A 17,066-nucleotide genomic window follows, 5' to 3' on the forward strand; every position below is an offset into this window, starting at 1 on the left:
ACAGACGGTTGCCAGATTCCCGGACAAGACTCGGTCGTTGTGAGCCTGAGATCGCGCTGCTCGACAGCGCTCATGCTGGCCTTGGCCGTCAGCGCTGTGCTCATCGTGACGACGGCGGCGCCAGTTGCCGCCCATACCGGCTTGGAGTCTTCGCAACCATCTGACGGGCAGGTCGTCGTTGAGCCAATCGCAAGCATCTCGCTGACCTTCAATCGCCCGGTCGAGCCAGCGGGCGACGGGTTCACTGTGTCCCAAGGACTAGGCCCCCAATTCCTGCCTGACTCGCTGAGCTCAACCGACAATCGGGTGTGGCGGTTGCACTTCGATACGCCGCTGGGCAACGGCGTCTATGAGGTTTCGTGGCGGGTGACGGCGGAGGATGGCCACGTCGTCGAGGGCATGTTCGGATTCACCGTCGATGTTCCTCAGGCCGAGTCCCTGACCACGGCACCGTCGGACTCGACCGCAGACTCAACAGCGGGTTCTCCTGATGGCACTGCCGCACGAGCAGATGCCGCCGAGGAGCTGGCGGCGGAGACTCCCGAGTCGGACACCATCCAATCGGGTCCGCCGGCGTCCGTCACCACACTTCGAGCAGGCGACGGGACACGGTCGGCGGCCACAACGACGCCCTCATCCTCGGCGACATCGGGCGCCACAGCGCCTGCGGAATCGAGTGCTGCATCTGAGGGCAACCCGCCACGCCTGGCGCCGAGCAACTCGGGAGCCGCGGGCGCTGAACGGTTCGCTGAGGCTCTGCGAATCGTGGGACTGCTTGCGACGCTGGCCATCGTCGGCGGGCTCGCGTTCGCGTCGTTCATCGTGCGCGATGAGCCATCGGAGCGAGCCCGAGTGCAGCGCGTGCTGTTCGACAGCGGCATCGCGCTCGTCGCCGCGGCGGTGGCCGCTGCGCTGACCCAAGCGGTGGTGATCGAAGACGACTGGAGTGCGGTCGTGTCGGTGGATGCGATCACCGACGTACTCGCTGCGCCCTTCGGCATCGCCGTGGGCTTGCGCGTGATCGGCGGCCTCATGGTGCTTGCCCTAGCTTGCCTGGATGCTGCAGATAGCAGCCGGATCCGGCGCCGCGCCTTCGGCCTCATTGGCGCGGCGCTGGTGATCGTCTCGTATTCCTTCGACGGTCACACGGTCACTGAGGGGCCGAGACTGCTGCACGCCGCGGCCAACGCGACCCATGTGACTGCTGCCGCTGTGTGGAGCGGAGGCCTGGTGTTGCTCGCCGACTTGCTCCGACGCCGCCGCCGTGACGCCGGGTTGGTCGGGCCGTTGATGCGTTTCTCGCAGTTGGCGTCCGTGTCGCTCGTGCTTGCCGGTGTCGCCGGCACCGTCATGGCGCTGCTCGTAATGGATCGATTCGCCGACCTATGGTCAACAGGGTGGGGTCGTCTGCTGATTGCAAAGATCGCCCTTGTGGCCCTGGCCGCCGTGATCGGTGCGCGCAACCGCTGGGTGCACATGCCAGCAGCGGCGCAGCACGTCAGCTTGCAAGCGCAGCCCTTGGTTCAGCAGCGCCTGTTCAGGGCCGTGAGCACCGAAGCCGCCGTCCTGGTGGCGGCTGGCGTCGTCACCGCGTTCCTGGTCGGAGCGTCCGCCCTGTGACCCGTTTCAGAACCGCGCTCCCATGGGCAGCAACCATGGTGGCCGTGTGCGCGATCGCCCTTGCGTGCGCTGCCGATGCCGACGATGCGGGCGACGCATCGCCCGCCGAACCGGCACCCACGGTCACGTCGGACGCACCTGCGCCTCCGACGACTGCTGCTGCTCTGGTTGTTCCCGACGGCGCTGCGGTGTACCAGCAGTACTGCGCTGAATGCCACGGTGCAGACCTGCGCGGCACCGACAAGGGTCCCTCTCAGCTCTCGATCATCTACGAGCCCAACCATCACGGCGACTTCGCATATCGCGTGGCCATCCGTGACGGCACTCGGGAACACCACTGGTGGTTCGGCGACATGCCACCCGTGGAGGGCATCACCGATCTTGAGATCGAGAAGGTGATCAGCTTCATCCGCGCCGAGCAGGAGCGCCTCGGCTTCGAACAATGAGCCGACATCACTGCTGCGGGGCCGGGACTCGACAGGCTTCGTGGGCCTAATCTCACGCCACTCGGCCGAGCCGAGTGCTCGCACGTGCGACAACGAACGGAGACAACAACATGTCCAAGCGGATCCTGCTCACCGGAGCCTCGACGGGAATCGGGAATGCAACCCTGCAGCGTCTCGTCGCTGCCGGTCACGAGGTCGTGAACCTCGACATCAAGGACGCTCCTGACGGCGCTGCTGAACACCATCACTGCGACCTGTCGGACCCGGCTTCGATCGAGAGCGTGGTAGCCGGTCTTGACGGCACGTTCGACGGTTTGGGCAACATCGCCGGCGTGGCGGGAAGCATGGGCGCCGAGCTGGTGCTGCGAGTGAATGTATACGGGCTGCGGCACATCACCGAGACGCTGCTGGCTGCAGGCAAGATCAACGATGGAGCGTCGATCGTGAACATCGCATCGCTTGCCGGGATGGTGTGGGATCGGCACCGCGATCGCATCGCCGAGCTCGATGCAGCCGAGGACTTCGCTGCAGGCATCGAGGTCGCGCAGTCCTATGAGCGGGGAGGACCCGCTGCCTACACGCTGTCGAAGGAATGGGTGGTGTCGTACACCAAGCATCTGGCGGGCCAGGTGATCGACCGAGGCATCCGGGTCAACTCGGTCAGCCCCGGTCCGGTGGACACTCCCCTGTTCCCGTACTTCGAACAGGACGCGGGAGTCGAGCAGATGGCGTGGCTGAACGAACAGGTGGGCAGGGTCGCCACCCCTGAGGACCAGGCCGAGGTGGTGACCTGGCTGCTGGTCGGAGACTCGGGCTGGGTCAATGCGGTGGACCTGCCAGTGGACGGCGGCCTCTCGGCCGGCATGACGGTGGGATGGGCCAATCCCAAGGACTCGCCAGCGTCACGTTCGCGCAGTTCGTGAGCCCTGCGATGCTGTATCTGGACTCGTGACGGAGCAACGCACATGACCTCCGCAACCGGACTCGTGCTCACCGAACCGCGCTCGTTCGAGCAGCGCAGCTTCGAGCTGCCGGAGGTCGGAGCGGACGACGGGCTGTTGCGGATCGAGGCGTGCGGGCTGTGCGGCACAGATCACGAGCAGTACACCGGGCACATCACCAACCGGCATGCGTTCATCCCCGGGCACGAGGTGATCGGCGTGGTGGAGGAGCTGGGCGACGCAGCCGCAGAGCGGTGGGGCGTGAACGCTGGGCAGCGGGTGGCGGTCGAAGTGTTCCTGTCGTGCCGGGACTGCGAGCAGTGCCGATTGGGGCTCTACCGGCGGTGCGAACGCAACGGGCTGGCCACGATGGTCGGCTTCACCGACGCCGATACGCCGCCGGGTCTCGGCGGCGGGTACGCCTCGCACCTCTATCTCCGGCCCGACTCGATGCTGATGGCGGTACCCGAGGAGCTGGACCCGGTCACCGCCACGCTGTTCAACCCGCTGGGCGCCGGGATCCGCTGGGCGGTGGAGATCCCCGACACCCAGCCCGGCGATGTGGTGGCCATCTTGGGCCCTGGCGTGCGCGGTCTGTGCTCGGCAGCAGCAGCGAAGGAAGCAGGCGCCGGCTTCGTGATGGTGACCGGCTTGGGCGAACGTGACGCCGAGCGTCTCGCGCTGGCCCCGGCATTCGGCGCCGACTTGGCCGTAGACGTCGCCGAAACCGACCCCAACCGGGCGCTGCGTGACGCCGCCGGCGCCAAGGCCGACGTCGTCATCGATGTCACGGCCAAGGCACCCGCCGCTCTCGCACAAGCGGTCCAGCTCGCTCGGCCCGGTGGCACGATCGTGCTTGCGGGCACCCGTGGCACACCCGAAACGCCAGGCTTCGACCCCGACCACATCGTCTACAAGGAGCTGCGAATCTTCGGAGCGCTGGGCGTCGATGTCACCGCCTACCGCAAGGCGCTCGACCTGCTGGTGTCGGGCCGCTACCCGTTCGCGGACTTGCCGCGCCAGGTAGCGGGTTTCGACGACCTCGAGCCCCTCATCCAGACGCTCGCCGGCGAACGCCCCGGCAGTCCGCCAGTTCATGGCGTCTTCGCGCCATGAACCATCAAACACAGCACGGGGTGTTCGCACCAAGTCCAGCCGAGCGCTAGGAGTCCTTGCATGAGCCGCCCGACGTTCGAAACCTTCAACCAGGAATGGGCCGACAAGGTGATCGGCCGGGTGTCGCGCAGCGGCATCGACGGCTACCTGGGCATAAGGGCAACCGAGTTCGAGGCCGGCCGCCTGGTGTGCGAGATGCCGGTCACCGACGAGCTGGTCACCATGATGGGCACCATGCACGGCGGCTGCCTCTCGGCTATGTGCGACCACGTGCTGGGTGTGGTCATGTACCCCGTCATGCCGCCCGGCTACTGGGCAGCCACCACCGAGTTCAAGATCAATCTGCTGGCACCCGTCACCGGGGGCACCTGTGTCGCCACCGCGGAGATCATCTCCATGAGCAAGCGGCTGGCCGTCCTGCGTGTCGAAATCGAGAACGAAGGACGCATGGTTGCCGTCGCCCAGGGCACCACCACCATCGTCGCCCCCAAGAGCAGCGGCTGAGGCCGCACACCGAAGGACTGCCCTCAATGCCTGAACAGAGCCGACTCTCATACATCCAGCACATGGTCCTGATGATGGTGATCGCTGTCGTCGGCTGGGCCGTGTTCCTGGGGCTGTTCCTGCTGATCTTCACCGACAACTACGAACCATCGGTGTCCCGCACCGTGTGGTGGGTCTGGCTGATCGTCGGCACCATCGTGACGGTCATCACCATGTTCGTGTGCTTCCGGCTGCTGCAAACACCCCGGCAATGGCGCAGCTCAGCCGCAATCGCCCTGTTCGCGCCGGCGATGTGCCTCGATGCGTTGACCACCACCTACTACAACGACTGGTTCGACCAAGGCATCCACGACGACACCGCCTACTCGGCGCTCATTCTCGGCGCCGCCGGCATCGGCTTGCTGCTGGCCATGCTCATCACCAAGCCCACCGCCGATAAGTCCTAGCTTGCCGCCCGGGCGTGCGACGGCACAGCGCTCCGAGCAACCGAGCCAATGGCACCAGCAGGCTCGCTCTGGCCACAACTGTCACGCCAGCAGGATGTCGACGTCGAGTCGTGCCGCGTCGGCAAGCGCCGCGATGTCGTGAGGGTCCGAGGTCACAATCTGGTCGCCGCTGCTGCACATCGCGACGAGAGCCGCATCGATGGCGTCAAACCTGCCGGCCCGCGCTTGCAAGACACCGGCACGGCGTCCGAGGCTCTCATCGAGAGGTACGACGATGGTGCCGAACAAGGCTCTCGCTAGCCGGAACTGACGACCTGAGCCACCACGCCATACCTGCGCCACAACGCCACCGTGAGTCAAAGGCGGGTAGCCGACCCGGTGGGCTTCCTCCATGCGCTCCCAGAGCGCCGACGCATCGCGTTCCAAGGCGATGAGCGCCCCAGCATCAAGCACCAAGCTCACGCTCGGCCCTCTGTCGCTGCCATTCCTTGCGGAACTGGCTTGCTTCTTCGCGATCAAGCCGGCGACGCTCTTCCAGCTCTTCGTCGGTGATCTTGCCGAACTCTGCTTCGTAATCCGCAATTGCCTCGCCGAGTGCTTTGAGGCGGCGTCTGTTCTCGCTCTTGTCGGCCATCGCCTGATTTACCCAGGCGCTCACTGACGAGACGTCGCCGTCGCTCACCGCAGCACGGGCTTCATCAAGGAGATCTGCATCGATCGTCAAGGTAATCCGACGCTTCGTCATACCTTTATCGTATTGCGACTGCGCCGCAGAGAACCACCGCAGGCAACGGCGATCCGACAGCGGCAGAGCCGGGAGTGGCAGTCAGCGGCTGAGCAGGCTCTTGACGCGGCGGACGGCCGGCGTCCAGAACCACTCGGGCTCGGTGAAGCGGCGATAGTCCTCTCCGGGCAGCCCCATCGGGTCGTAGTAGCTCTTGTCGGTGTTCTTGCGGAGATTGTTCGTCCGCTTCAGCACCTGCAGGTAGGCGTAGACGGTCCCCTTGTGAGTCCATCCCTGCCGGTGGTAGTTCCAGTTGTCGGGCGCCAGCTCCTGTGCCGCGGCGAAGTGCTTCAGCGCCCGCTCGCTGTCGTCAGCGGCCTCGAAGTAGAGCGCCAGCTTGAAGGTTGCTTCCGCCAGCAGCGCGTCGTCGTCGATGGGCTTGAGCCGGGAGGCGAGGTCGACGCTCGACCAGATGTGCTCGCTGTCGGCTCCCCGTTCGATCCAGTCACGGGTCGCCCGCGCGAACGCGTTGTCACCCAGCCGAACCTTGCCAAGGCCGAACTTGATGGTCGTCTCCGCTGGGTACACGCCCTCGTTGCTGCGAACGATGCGACCTTCCTCGTCAATCCACGCCGCTGAGGGCACATTCACCCAGCCGAACAGCGAGCTGATTTGATGGGTGGGATCGACGATGCAGCGGTACGTGGGCGAGGCGCGGTCGAACCACTTGGCCACGGCATCCTCGCCGCCCGAGTCCTGCGCCACGCTGATCAGCTCGACCCGGTCCGGGCCGATCGATTCGTACAGCTCCTGCCACACGGGCAGGCTGACGCGGCAGCCTCACCAGGACGACCAGGTGAACAGCACCACCTTGCGGCCTCGCAGGTCGGAGAGCCGCAGGACGTTCCCGTTGCGCTCGACCATCTCGAAATCGGGCGCGACGCCAGACTCCAGCCCGACACGGCGAACCTCGGGCACCGACCCCACGCTCCACACGTCGCCGTCGCGCACGTACCTCTGGCCGATCATGTCGGCGAAGGCCGAGTAGTGGAGCCACACCCAGTCGTCGGCGTCCGCGATCCACGCTTCCCGCTTGGCCTCCGGCAGCGGCACGCAGAACTCGCCAAGGCACGCCCCTTCGGGTTTCAGCTGCCAGCCCGTGGCCTTCTGCAGCTCGTCGAGCCGCACCCAGAGCCCGCTCGGCGCATCCGTGCGCTGTGCGACTTCTGTCGTCTGGTCGTTGGCGAGAATGATCACGTTTGCACCGCGAGAGGTCGGGCTCCAAGACTCAGGGAAGCGCTCCGCCTTCGGTCGTACCGAGCACTATCTGACCGTACTGCTCGTACGTGACAGCCGACACCATCAGGTGCGACTGCACGGTGTAGATGTCGCGCAGGATGCGCTGCATCTCGTTGCCGTCAATCACCGCGCTCCCGCCGGTGAAGCGGAACAGCTCGCTCACCAGATCGACTGCCTCGTCGGTGCACCAGACGGCCGCTGCCTGCGCCTCGGTGACCAGCGCTGGATCGGGCGGGCCCGCAGCTGCCGAGTCGAACATGCGCTCGAGCGATTCGGCCATTGCCAGCGCGCACGCGTTCATGCGGATGGTGCCCTGTCCGATAGTTCGCTGGAATACCTGCCTGTCGGCGAGGCTGACACCGCCGAGGTAGCCCCGCTTCTTCTCGATGGCCGTCTCGGTCATCGTCTGCAGCGCCAGGCGTCCGAGTGCGTACGCGAAACTGCCGTGCTCGTTCACGACGTAGGCGGGCAGCCCGAGCCGCATGAGCGCGCCACCCCGTGGCGGCCCACCGCCGAGTGCATCGATGGCAAATCGATCGGGCACGAAGACATCGTCGAGCTCGTAGTCGCAGCTGCCGGTGCCTCGCATGCCGAGCGTGTCCCAGTTGTCGTGCAGGATGACTTCATTGGTGGGCACAAGCGCCCTGATCACTGGCGGTCCATCCGAAAAGACCGGCACCGCCACCCAGTCGGAGTGCTCGACGCCGCTGCCCCAAGCCCAACGGCCCGACACCCGGTAGCCGCCGTCGACGCGCCGTGCTTGGCCGCCGGCTCGCAGCGAGCCGGCCATGAACGGGAAGCCGTCCGCGAGCACTTCGTCAACTGAGTCGTCGGAGAGGCTTGCGAACACGCCGCCGGTCACGGCTGAGGTGATGAACATGCACCACGCGGCCGCTGGGTCGATCATCGTCACGGCCTCGATCACGTCCATCTGGGTGACCGGATGCGCTTCGGCACCGCCCACCTCGTGCGGCGACTTCATCTTGAACAGTCCCGAAGATCGCAGCGCCTCCACCGAGGTCGGCGACAGTCGTCGCAACTTCTCGGACTCGTCCCGACCGGCCGTCAGCGCATCGGCGGCCGAATCGACCGCCGCCAGCAGGTGGGCCCGGTTGGCTTCCCGGTCCCTCGGAAACTCGTTCTCGTGGGCGCTCACTGCCCGCTCAGATCGCGTCCACGACGTGCTGGAGCTCGCTGAGGTCCCGCGACAGCAACGACGCTCGGATCTCGTCAGGCCGGTCCGCGAACCTCGGGTCGCACTGGGGGCCATTGAGATTGTGAACCCCGGATTCCTCCACGGTCGGACCCCATTGGTTTCCGCCGTTGTCGCCGAGCTGCCCCGGATCGGTCATGTCGATCGTGTTCGGCCCATAGCTGGCATCCACCCGGTCGCCGTCGCACATGTGCTCGTGAACGTGGCCGTAGGGATCATGCCAGTAGTCGTAGATCTGCGAGCCGTAGACGTGACGTCCGACGCCCCACGCCAGCGCATACGGCGCGCCCTCCGCCGCCCGCTCCCGGAAGTGCATATGACCCCGGAAGACGTCGTCCATGCTGAACACCTCGAACGCTGCGTGGCTGAACTGCGCCTCGGGGGTTCCGTCCATGAGCGGCAGCACCAGCATGCTGTGGTGGTCGGTTTCAGCCGCGCCCCGGTCCATCCGCATGAACTGGAACATCACATCGGAGCCCGTCGACTTGATGAGCTCCACGAGCGGCGGCGGGAAGTGCTCTTCGGCCCCCGGCGGGATGATCATCCGGGCTGCATCGCTGACGAGCATGCCGAAGGTGTTTTCGAGGAACCGCATGAAGGCCTGGTGCGCTCCTGGCGGCACGGCCGCCACCACGTGACCGAGCCGATACACCTCGGGCGGACCGGGGTCCTTTTTGATCGGGTAGCGATTGCCGCTGACATCCTGCTCGACGCCTACTCGGTCGTCGACGCCAGCGTGGTTGTAGGTGATGCGATCGCGGCGGGGTGCAAGCGGCTCGGCTTGCTGGCCGTGCACGGCTTCGAGCACGAATCCGGTGATCGGCTCGACGAAGTGGACGCGCTTGCCGCCGCCGAGCTCGCCTTCGACGCCGCCGATGTCGTGCACCGGCGAGCAGCCGGGAACAGCGTCGGCCAGTGCATCCAAGTCGCCTTCAGATTCCACTTCGAACGCCCAGCCCATGAACTTCGCGGGTCCGCGATGCACCACATGGAGAAACGGCATCGGCTCGAGGCCCCGGGAGATCAGCACCTCGTCGTCTCGGTGCACGACAACGAGACCGAAGTCGTTCACGAACCTCTCCATGGCGTCCAGATCGGGCGCCGAAAAACGGATGTAGGCGATGTCGACGGCCTTCACGATCGGCGTCGCAGTCTCAGGCATGATCGCTGTGTCGGTCATGTCGCCTCCGTATCCGGCACCCAGTTGCCGTGGAATCCGTACGGCACGCGTTGCGGCAGCGGCACCCGGGCCACTGGAGGGCGGCCGAGGTCGCGGGCATCAAGAATGACCAGCTCGCTGGCGTCGGTCATCTCGTCGTAGACGTAGGACATCAGCCAGCCGTCGTCCTCGGCGCTGCCCTCGGGATCAGGGACGAACACAGCCTCGGCGCTGCCCCGGCCGGGGCCGTGGTCGTGGTACTCGGCCGTGCCGCTGTCGTAGTCGAACTTGTAGTTGGCCCCCGGGATGAGGCCGTCGCCGACTCCGACGGTGTATCCGAACCGATGCTTGCGTGCGGTCCGGTCGGCGCGGACCTGGGGAAACTCGTGGAACCGGTCGTCGACGCGTTCCTCGCTGACCCTGCGACTCACCGGGTCGACGGTCCAGCGATCGAGCGTGGGCCGGGAATCTCCGGCCGGGCCCAGCTTGTCGCGGTCGAACATCTTGTCGTAGCGGCACAGGTCGATCACCACCCGCCCGTCGCTGTCCTCGTAGGCATTCAGCGGGTGGAAGACGTAGCAGAGCCCGACGTCGCACCAGATGATCTCCTCGGCGGTGCCATCGCGGGGCAGCAGGCCGACCCGGGCGCCGTAGTCAGGGTCCCACCGGAACGGGAACGACGCTTTGCCGCTGAGCGCGAGTTCCAGGTCGAGCGTGACGGGCAGGTCGTAGATGACGGCGTAGTTCTCGGTGAGCGACATGTCGTGGATCATCGGCATGCCCGGCAGCGGCACATCGACCGTCTTGCGCACCCGACCGTCGGCGCCCACCACGACGTACTCGACGTGATCGAACAGGTCCTGCCACGCATAGCAGACGGCGTGCAGCTCGCCACTGCGGGGATCCAGCTTCGGATGCGCTGTGAAACCGGTCTTCAGCGTCCCGGAGAAGTCGTTGCGACACACCGTCTCGAGCTCGTAGCCCATCTCCACCGGCACCACGCCCGCTTCGACCAGCGCCCACGTCGTGCCGGCGAAGCCCCAGACACTCGTATTCGCAGAGAAGTCGAGCGTGCCGACAGGCCCCGGCACCGCGGGTTCGCCCAACGCCTCCACCACGTCCTGGCCGCGCACCCAGCGGTTGCGATACCACTCGGCGCGGCCGTCGCGCAGCCGCACGCCGTGCACCATGCCGGTGCCGACGAACCAGTGGCTCGTCGCCGGATCGGTGGGCGCGATCGGGTTCGGCCCGTTGCGCAGGTATCGGCCTTCCAGCGACGCGGGAATCTCACCGATCACTTCTAGGTCGAACGCGGTGACCTCTTCGGACACTGGAGCGAAGTTGCCCTCGCTGTAGGTGTTCTGAGGCCGAGCTTCGGCGGTGTCGGTCATTGCGGGCTCCCAGATTGGCGGGCGGCGAGGTCTATGTGGCGGCCTATCACGTTGCGGGTCACGGTGGCCACGTCGTCGTGCTCAAGGCCGTAGGCCCAATCGGTGCAACCTGTAGTGAACACCTCGCCGAGACCCCGCTCGAACCAGCCCATCACGGCCGCGCCGTGTGCGAAGCGCTCCCGGTTCTCGGGCGTGTCGCCGCCGCCGAGACGCTCGGTCACCCAGTTGAGCTCGCCGATGTAGCTGTCGGGCATTCCGGGCGGCGCTTCCGCGGTCTCCCACAGGTGGGCAGGCGCCGTGCCGAGCACCTCGAAGTTGGGCGGCGTGCCGCCGGTGGGCTTGGCGATCGGCAGTCCGTCCACCAGCTCGAGCTCGCAGCCGTCGCACTCGTAGCCCACCACGACCGGCTCGCCGCCGACCACGTCGCCCGCGATCAGCCGCAAGCCGTCGAACGCCCAGTGACCCGGCCTCCAGACCGTGTACCCGCCGGATCCCTTCGGGGCGCGGCGGCAGTGGGCGTAGCCGCCCCGCGTGAACGAGACGCCGGTCATCTCGTTCTCCGGTCGTCTCGTGAGCGGGTCGCTCCACATGGTGGACACGGTGTGCTGCTCATCGGTGCCCATCACCGGGTCGAGGTCGAAGTCGAGCTTGTAGCCAATCACCCGGTCGTCGCCGCCGAATCGCACCTGCCAGAACGACGTGTTGCCCGAGAAGAACGCAGCCGCGCCGCCGCTGTCCACCCAGCCCTCGACGTGATCGCGCATCTCGGCCGACCAGTACTCGTCGTGGCCGACGCTGATGTACAGCCGCCGCCCGTCGAGCAGACCGGGGCGGGAGTGCAGGTCGAGACTGGTCGCGTAGTCGAGCGCGACGCCGTTGCGCTCGGCCCAGCTCACGAAGAGCCGTTCCCAGTTCGCCCACCCGGCAGCGGCCGACCAGTAGGAGTACTTGTCGAAGTACTCGTCGACTTCGGGCCGTGGCAGCTGCCCGAACCGGGCGACCCGATAGCGATGCGGATCGGGCTTGTCCAGAAATCCCCGTGGCAGCGGCCGGTGCTGCGACGACTCGTGCCCGCCGGTGTAAAAGCTGGGCCCGCCCCAGTCGTTGTAGGCAGCCCACGTCGAGGTGGACAGCACCAGCAGCGTCTCGCCCGGCTCGGCGGCCCGCACGACGAAGAACGCCTCGGCCACCTCGCCGTCGGTGCCGTGCAGGCGCACGAGATAGAAACCGGGCTGCCACGCCGGGTCGATGCGGAGCGAGAGCGAGGGGGTCCAGCCGCAGCCCTCGGTGGCGCAGTCGTCGGGCACCGACTGCTCGCTGACCGCCAGGTCCCGGGTCTCGACAAGCTGTTCGGCGGCGCCTATCCGCAGCACCTCGACGCGGCAGGATCCACCATCGCCGCTGATCATCAGGTCGATGGTGTCCCCCGCCACGCCGCTGTGCGGCCAGCAGTAACCCGCGATCATCTGGCGACCGTAGTTGGCCCGTTGCCGTGGTGGCGCAGGTGTGCCTGCGCTCAGTTGGCGTCGATGAAGTCGATCAATACCTGGGCCAGCTCGCGACCCTTGTCTTCCTGCAGGAAGTGCGCAGCGCCCTCGATGGTCACGTGCGCTTGACCTTGCGCGCCGGGCACGAGCTTGCGGAATGGCTTATCTGCCCCGGCAGTCACCGGGTCCTGGTCGCTGAAGCAGCACAGGAACGGCTTGTCGAACTGCTGCAGCACCCCCCAGGCTTCGCGGTTCGGCTGCGCCTCAGGATCGTCGGGCGACGTGCAGACGTGCGACGGCCATGCGCGGGCTCCTGCCTTGTAGGAATCGTCGGGGAAGGGCGCGTCGTACGCAGCGATCACCTCGGGAGCGAACTCGGTGAGGCTGCCGCCGTTCACGATGTCGCCGATCGGGAAGACCGGCGACTCCCGAGCGAACGTCTGCCAGTTCATGAAGGCGTCGCTGGGCGAACGATCCCCGGTAGGCAGACCGGTGTTGGCGACGGCTACCCGAGCAAATCGGTCGGGCTGCGCGGTCACGAGCCGCAGGCCGATCAGGCCGCCCCAGTCCTGGCCGAAGAAGGTGATGCCGCTCAGGTCAAGCACGTCGAACACGAGGCTCGACATCCACGCAACGTGGCGGGCGTAGCTGTAGTCGGACTGCTCGGCGGGCTTGTCGCTGCGCCCGAAGCCGACCTGGTCGGGCACGATCACCCGGCGCCCGGCATCGGCGATGGGCCGGATCATGTGGCGGTACAGGTAGGCCCACGATGGCTCGCCGTGCAGCAGCAGCACCGGGTCGGCGTCGGGCGGTCCCTCGTCGAGGTAGTGGACTCGCAGCGAGCCGCCCTCTCCGTCGGGAATCTCGACGTAGTGCGGCTCGAAGTCGTACCCGTCCAGATCGGCAAAGCGCTCGTCGGGCGTGCGAAGGGTCTTCATGGTGTTTGCTCCTGTGTTTCGATTTGGGCCAAGACGAGTTCTGGGTCGGCGTCGGGCGATGCGAGCTGGCGCAGGCGGGCCGTGAAGCCGATGTAGTCCCACATCAGGTGCTGGCCGTCGCGCCAGCGGCGAACCTCGATCGGGCCGGTGCCCACATCGAGACCGTGCGGGCGCAGCACGTGCACACCGTCCTCGAAGCTGGCGACGACGTGGATCTCGGTCGACTTGTCGAACTCCGCGACATCGTGCACGCCGTTCTCCAGCGTCCCGTCGCAGCGCATGTCGTGGATGATGCCCGCACCGGTCACCACCACCCGGTCGGCGGCCTGCTCGATGCGCTGCACATGTCCGATGGCAGGATGGCCGGGCTGCGCAGTGCCGTCCACATACACCCCCACGGTTTGCCAGAAGCCCCGCATGTCGGGCGCGCCGTCGCAGAGCGGCTGCGTGCAGCCGGCCAACACCGGCGGCGGCCACTGCGTCCAGCCGCCTGCCGGCGTGTACGCAACAGGGATCGAATCGGCGGTGAGGGTCATCGGCGTTCCCCTATTGGCGGGCCATCTCGGTACGTGCGGCCGTCTCGGCATCGGCCTGAGACGCACCGCTCCGGTCGATCTCGACGGCGTGCAGGGCCCCGCTGAAAGCGAATGGGGCCTCGTAGCGCGGCGATACGGATTGCCCGTGGTCGAAACCGACACTGGAGCCGATCGAGGAGATGATGCGCATCATGTAGGGAAGCTCCGCGCTCCCGCAGGGCTCGCCGTCGATCGCCAGTTCGATGACGCCCTCGGTGCGGCTCGTGCGGCGGAGCCGTGCCGTCAAGACGCAATCGCCGTCGGGCACCTCGATGGCGGACTCGACGACGGTGTGCTCGCCGAACGAGTTGTAGTCCACGACGAGACGGCCGCTCTGCACGAACACCGACATGCCCGAGTTGGCGTTGCCCGTCGCCCACAGCACGCCCGCATCGTCGGCGGCGCGGCTCACGTGCGCGGTGAGTTCCCACGATCGACCTGACGGTGACGCTGAAGCTGCCGAGGGGATCGGCGACAACGGCGGGCGGTAGCGGTAGCGCCGACTCGTCGGGTGCGGCGAGTGATCATCGAGGCGGGCGACGAAGAGTTCGATCATCCGTTCGTCGAGCGGCAGGACGCCGTTGCGCTCGGCCTCGGCCCACCACAGGCCGATCAGTTCCTCCAGCTTGCCGGGTTCGGTTTCGGCGAGGTCGTTGCACTCGGAACGGTCCGATGACAGTTCGTACAGCTCCCAGCGGTCGTCGTCGAAGGAATCGCCCCTGATGTGGCGCGCCACCGCCTTCCAGGTGACACCGTCCTGCTCGGCCACGAGCGCTCGGGATCCGGATTGCTCGAAGTACTGGAGCGTGTTGGTGGCCGGTGCGTCCGTATCGGCGAGCACCGAGGCGAACGAGCTGCCGGTCACCGGAAGCTGTGCGTAACCACCGAAGACCTCGGGTGGCGTGATGCCCAGGAGCTCGTAGATCGTGGGAACGACATCAGACACGTTCACGAACTGATCCCGACGGGTGCCCTGCTGGTCAGCGGCGAGGCCGTCCGGCCAATGCACCACCAGCGGCACATGCACCCCTCCTTCGTGGGTGTTCTGCTTGTACCACTTGAAGGGACTGTTGCCGCACTGGGCCCATCCCCACGGGTAGTTGGTGTGCGAGTTGGGCCCGCCGATGTCGTCGAGCCTTTCCATCACGTCGTCGGGGTCGTCGAGAATGCCGTTGAAGTACTTCATCTCGTGCATGACGCCGAACGGCCCGCCCTCCTGGGAGGCGCCGTTGTCGGCCAGCACCATCAGGATCGTGTTGTCGAACTGGCCCATCTGGCGCAGCCCGTCGACAAGGCGGCCGATCTGCTCGTCGGTGTGGTCGAGGAAGGCGGCGAAGGCTTCCTGCAGGCGGCAGGCGAAGCGGCGATGGCTGTCTGGCAGTTCGTCCCAGGGTTTCACTCCGGGATTGCGGGGCGCCAGCTGGGTGCCTTCGGGGATGATCCCCAGCGCGAGCTGTCGCTCGTACCAGCGCTGGCGAACCGCATCCCAGCCGTCGTCGAACCGTCCCCGGTACTTGTCGAGGTAGGCCTGCGGTGCCTGATGCGGCGCGTGGGTTGCCCCGAAGGGCAGGTAGGCGAAGAACGGCCGGTCCGGTCGCACGCCGTTGCTGTCGTTGATCATGCGCAGGAGCTGATCCACGAGGTCCTCGCTGAGGTGGTAGCCGTCGTCGGGCCCCGCAGGCGGGTCGACGTGGTGATTGTCCACCACCAGCTCAGGGTGGAACTGGTCTGTCTCGCCTTCGAGGAAGCCGTAGAAGCGGTCGAACCCTCGTGCCAGCGGCCACTGGTCGAACGGCCCGGCGGCCGAGATGTCCTCGGTCGGCGCCAGATGCCACTTGCCGCAGCAGAACGTGGCGTATCCCTGTGCGCCGAGCACCTCGGCCACGGTCGCGGCGTGGTTGGTGATGTGGCCGAGCTGGTGCGGGAAGCCGGTGCGGTGGTTCGACACCGAGCGCATGCCCACGGCGTGCTGGGACCGGCCGGTCAGCAGCGACGCCCGCGTCGGCGAGCACAGCGGGGTGACATGGAAGTTGGTGAACTGCAGCCCGGCGGCTGCGAGCGCGTCGACATGGGGGGTGTCGATGTCGGAGCCGAAGCAGCCGAATTGGGCGAATCCCGTGTCGTCGAGCAGCACGACGACGACGTTGGGCGCATCGGGCCCGGGGTGCGGCCGGGAGGTGAAGTGCGGTTCGGATTCGGCGAGCGTGCGGCCGATGCGGCCTTCGAACGGCGTCGGCAGTATCGGATGTGTCATCGAAGCTCCTGGGACGATGCCGGAAACCAGTTGGCGCGACTGCGCTGCCTCACAGCGTGACATTGGTGAGGTCGTCGCCGATGACGACCTCGCCGTCGAAGTGTGCCGCTGCCAGATCGACCCACTCGGGGTACTGCTCGGGGGTGGGCGCGGGAACCATGTGCGTCAGCACCAGCCGCTTCACGCCGACCCTGGCCGCGGTCTGTGCCGCTTCGACGACATCGGAGTGGTAGTCGAGGATGTCCTGCGCCATCGGGTTGGGGCTCAGCCCGATGAGGTCCTTGCGGATGACGGTCTGCACGTAGGCATCGGCGCCGGCGGCGAGTTGGTCGACGCCGTCGCAGGGGATGGTGTCTCCGACGATCGCGGCGACCGCGCCGTCGTGGGAGAGGCGGTAGCCGAGCGTGGGCCGCACGGGCGCATGCTCAGTTGCCGCTGTGCTGACGCTCACATCGTTGACGTCGAATGTCTCGCCCGCTTCGAGTTCGATCACGTCGACCTGCGGCTCGTTGACGAGCACGTCGTGGTGGGCGATGCGGTAGCCGATGTCGGCTTCCAGTGCGCCGAGCTGCCGTTCGACGAACTGCGCTGTGCCGGGCGGTCCGTAGACCTGCAGCGTGGCGTTGCCCTGACCCAGGACCCAGTGCGTCGTGATCACGTCGTTCAGCGCGCACACGTGGTCGCTGTGCAGGTGGGTGATCAGCACGGCGCTCAGGAAGACCGGCAGCGAGCCGCCGCCGGCCATGCGCATGACGACGCCGCGGCCGGCATCGACGAGGATGTGCGTGTCGCCGGCTTTGACGAGCGTGGACGGCCCGGCCCGGTTGGCGTCGGGCAGCGGTGAACCGGTCCCGGTCAGCACGATGTCCATGACACTCCCCTGACGGCCCTGTATATCCAGGCAAGCCTCGGTGAATCGGCGGGACCCTAGCATTCTTTTGCCAGTATTTCTG

At 66.9% G+C, this 17,066-nt stretch carries 17 protein-coding genes; 6 read left to right on the forward strand and 11 right to left on the reverse strand.

What is annotated here, in order from left to right:
• Positions 1 to 39 precede the first annotated feature (39 nt).
• The 6 genes from ACOGXD_RS14895 (at position 40) to ACOGXD_RS14920 (ending at position 5,073) form a co-directional block, all read left to right on the forward strand.
• Positions 40 to 1,620 (forward strand): copper resistance CopC/CopD family protein, encoded by a 1,581-nt coding sequence (locus tag ACOGXD_RS14895; protein ID WP_419915803.1) that lies wholly within the window; start codon positions 40 to 42, stop codon positions 1,618 to 1,620.
• The gene (locus tag ACOGXD_RS14900) at positions 1,617 to 2,066 is read left to right on the forward strand and encodes a c-type cytochrome (RefSeq protein WP_419915804.1); all 450 of its coding nucleotides are present in this window, start codon (positions 1,617 to 1,619) and stop codon (positions 2,064 to 2,066) included. Before ACOGXD_RS14895 ends, ACOGXD_RS14900 begins: the two co-directional genes overlap by 4 nt.
• 110 nt (positions 2,067 to 2,176) lie before the next feature.
• Positions 2,177 to 2,989, forward strand: a complete 813-nt coding sequence (locus ACOGXD_RS14905; protein ID WP_419915805.1) for an SDR family oxidoreductase — start codon at positions 2,177 to 2,179, stop codon at positions 2,987 to 2,989.
• A gap of 42 nt (positions 2,990 to 3,031) precedes the next feature.
• Positions 3,032 to 4,123 (forward strand): zinc-dependent alcohol dehydrogenase, encoded by a 1,092-nt coding sequence (locus ACOGXD_RS14910; RefSeq protein WP_419915806.1) that lies wholly within the window; start codon positions 3,032 to 3,034, stop codon positions 4,121 to 4,123.
• 60 nt (positions 4,124 to 4,183) lie between these two features.
• Entirely contained in the window at positions 4,184 to 4,627 is a 444-nt protein-coding gene (locus ACOGXD_RS14915) for a PaaI family thioesterase (protein ID WP_419915807.1), read from the forward strand.
• Between the two features lie 26 nt (positions 4,628 to 4,653).
• Positions 4,654 to 5,073 (forward strand): DUF5367 family protein, encoded by a 420-nt coding sequence (locus ACOGXD_RS14920; protein ID WP_419915808.1) that lies wholly within the window; start codon positions 4,654 to 4,656, stop codon positions 5,071 to 5,073.
• Positions 5,074 to 5,154: 81 nt separating this feature from the next.
• On the opposite strand, the gene ACOGXD_RS14925 is transcribed toward ACOGXD_RS14920, so the two are convergent.
• The 11 genes from ACOGXD_RS14925 to ACOGXD_RS14975 form a co-directional block, all read right to left on the reverse strand.
• Entirely contained in the window at positions 5,155 to 5,535 is a 381-nt protein-coding gene (locus ACOGXD_RS14925; RefSeq protein ID WP_419853674.1) for a twitching motility protein PilT, read from the reverse strand.
• Complete coding sequence (locus tag ACOGXD_RS14930; RefSeq protein ID WP_419915809.1) at positions 5,519 to 5,818, reverse strand: hypothetical protein; 300 nt, start codon at positions 5,816 to 5,818, stop codon at positions 5,519 to 5,521. Before ACOGXD_RS14930 ends, ACOGXD_RS14925 begins: the two co-directional genes overlap by 17 nt.
• Before the next feature lie 81 nt (positions 5,819 to 5,899).
• Positions 5,900 to 7,054: a redoxin domain-containing protein gene (locus tag ACOGXD_RS14935; protein ID WP_419915810.1), complete on the reverse strand. Its 1,155-nt coding sequence runs from the start codon at positions 7,052 to 7,054 to the stop codon at positions 5,900 to 5,902.
• A 31-nt stretch (positions 7,055 to 7,085) separates the two neighbouring features.
• Entirely contained in the window at positions 7,086 to 8,252 is a 1,167-nt protein-coding gene (locus ACOGXD_RS14940) for a hypothetical protein (protein ID WP_419915811.1), read from the reverse strand.
• A gap of 7 nt (positions 8,253 to 8,259) precedes the next feature.
• Positions 8,260 to 9,489, reverse strand: a complete 1,230-nt coding sequence (locus ACOGXD_RS14945) for a hypothetical protein (protein ID WP_419915812.1) — start codon at positions 9,487 to 9,489, stop codon at positions 8,260 to 8,262.
• Positions 9,486 to 10,859 carry a carotenoid oxygenase family protein gene (locus ACOGXD_RS14950; RefSeq protein ID WP_419915813.1) on the reverse strand — a complete coding sequence of 458 codons (1,374 nt, stop codon included), beginning with the start codon at positions 10,857 to 10,859 and terminating at the stop codon, positions 9,486 to 9,488. Before ACOGXD_RS14950 ends, ACOGXD_RS14945 begins: the two co-directional genes overlap by 4 nt.
• A complete protein-coding gene (locus tag ACOGXD_RS14955; protein ID WP_419915814.1) occupies positions 10,856 to 12,325 on the reverse strand; it encodes a N,N-dimethylformamidase beta subunit family domain-containing protein in 1,470 nt (489 codons plus the stop codon). The genes ACOGXD_RS14950 and ACOGXD_RS14955 overlap by 4 nt, the downstream gene beginning before the upstream one ends.
• A gap of 50 nt (positions 12,326 to 12,375) precedes the next feature.
• Positions 12,376 to 13,284 carry a haloalkane dehalogenase gene (locus ACOGXD_RS14960; protein ID WP_419915815.1) on the reverse strand — a complete coding sequence of 303 codons (909 nt, stop codon included), beginning with the start codon at positions 13,282 to 13,284 and terminating at the stop codon, positions 12,376 to 12,378.
• Complete coding sequence (locus ACOGXD_RS14965) at positions 13,281 to 13,820, reverse strand: hypothetical protein (RefSeq protein WP_419915816.1); 540 nt, start codon at positions 13,818 to 13,820, stop codon at positions 13,281 to 13,283. Before ACOGXD_RS14965 ends, ACOGXD_RS14960 begins: the two co-directional genes overlap by 4 nt.
• A gap of 10 nt (positions 13,821 to 13,830) precedes the next feature.
• Complete coding sequence (locus tag ACOGXD_RS14970; RefSeq protein WP_419915817.1) at positions 13,831 to 16,113, reverse strand: arylsulfatase; 2,283 nt, start codon at positions 16,111 to 16,113, stop codon at positions 13,831 to 13,833.
• A 49-nt stretch (positions 16,114 to 16,162) separates the two neighbouring features.
• Positions 16,163 to 16,984: an MBL fold metallo-hydrolase gene (locus tag ACOGXD_RS14975; protein ID WP_419915818.1), complete on the reverse strand. Its 822-nt coding sequence runs from the start codon at positions 16,982 to 16,984 to the stop codon at positions 16,163 to 16,165.
• Positions 16,985 to 17,066: the final 82 nt, after the last annotated feature.

The organism is Candidatus Poriferisodalis sp., from assembly GCF_965204125.1.
Classification (GTDB): domain Bacteria; phylum Actinomycetota; class Acidimicrobiia; order Acidimicrobiales; family Poriferisodalaceae; genus Poriferisodalis.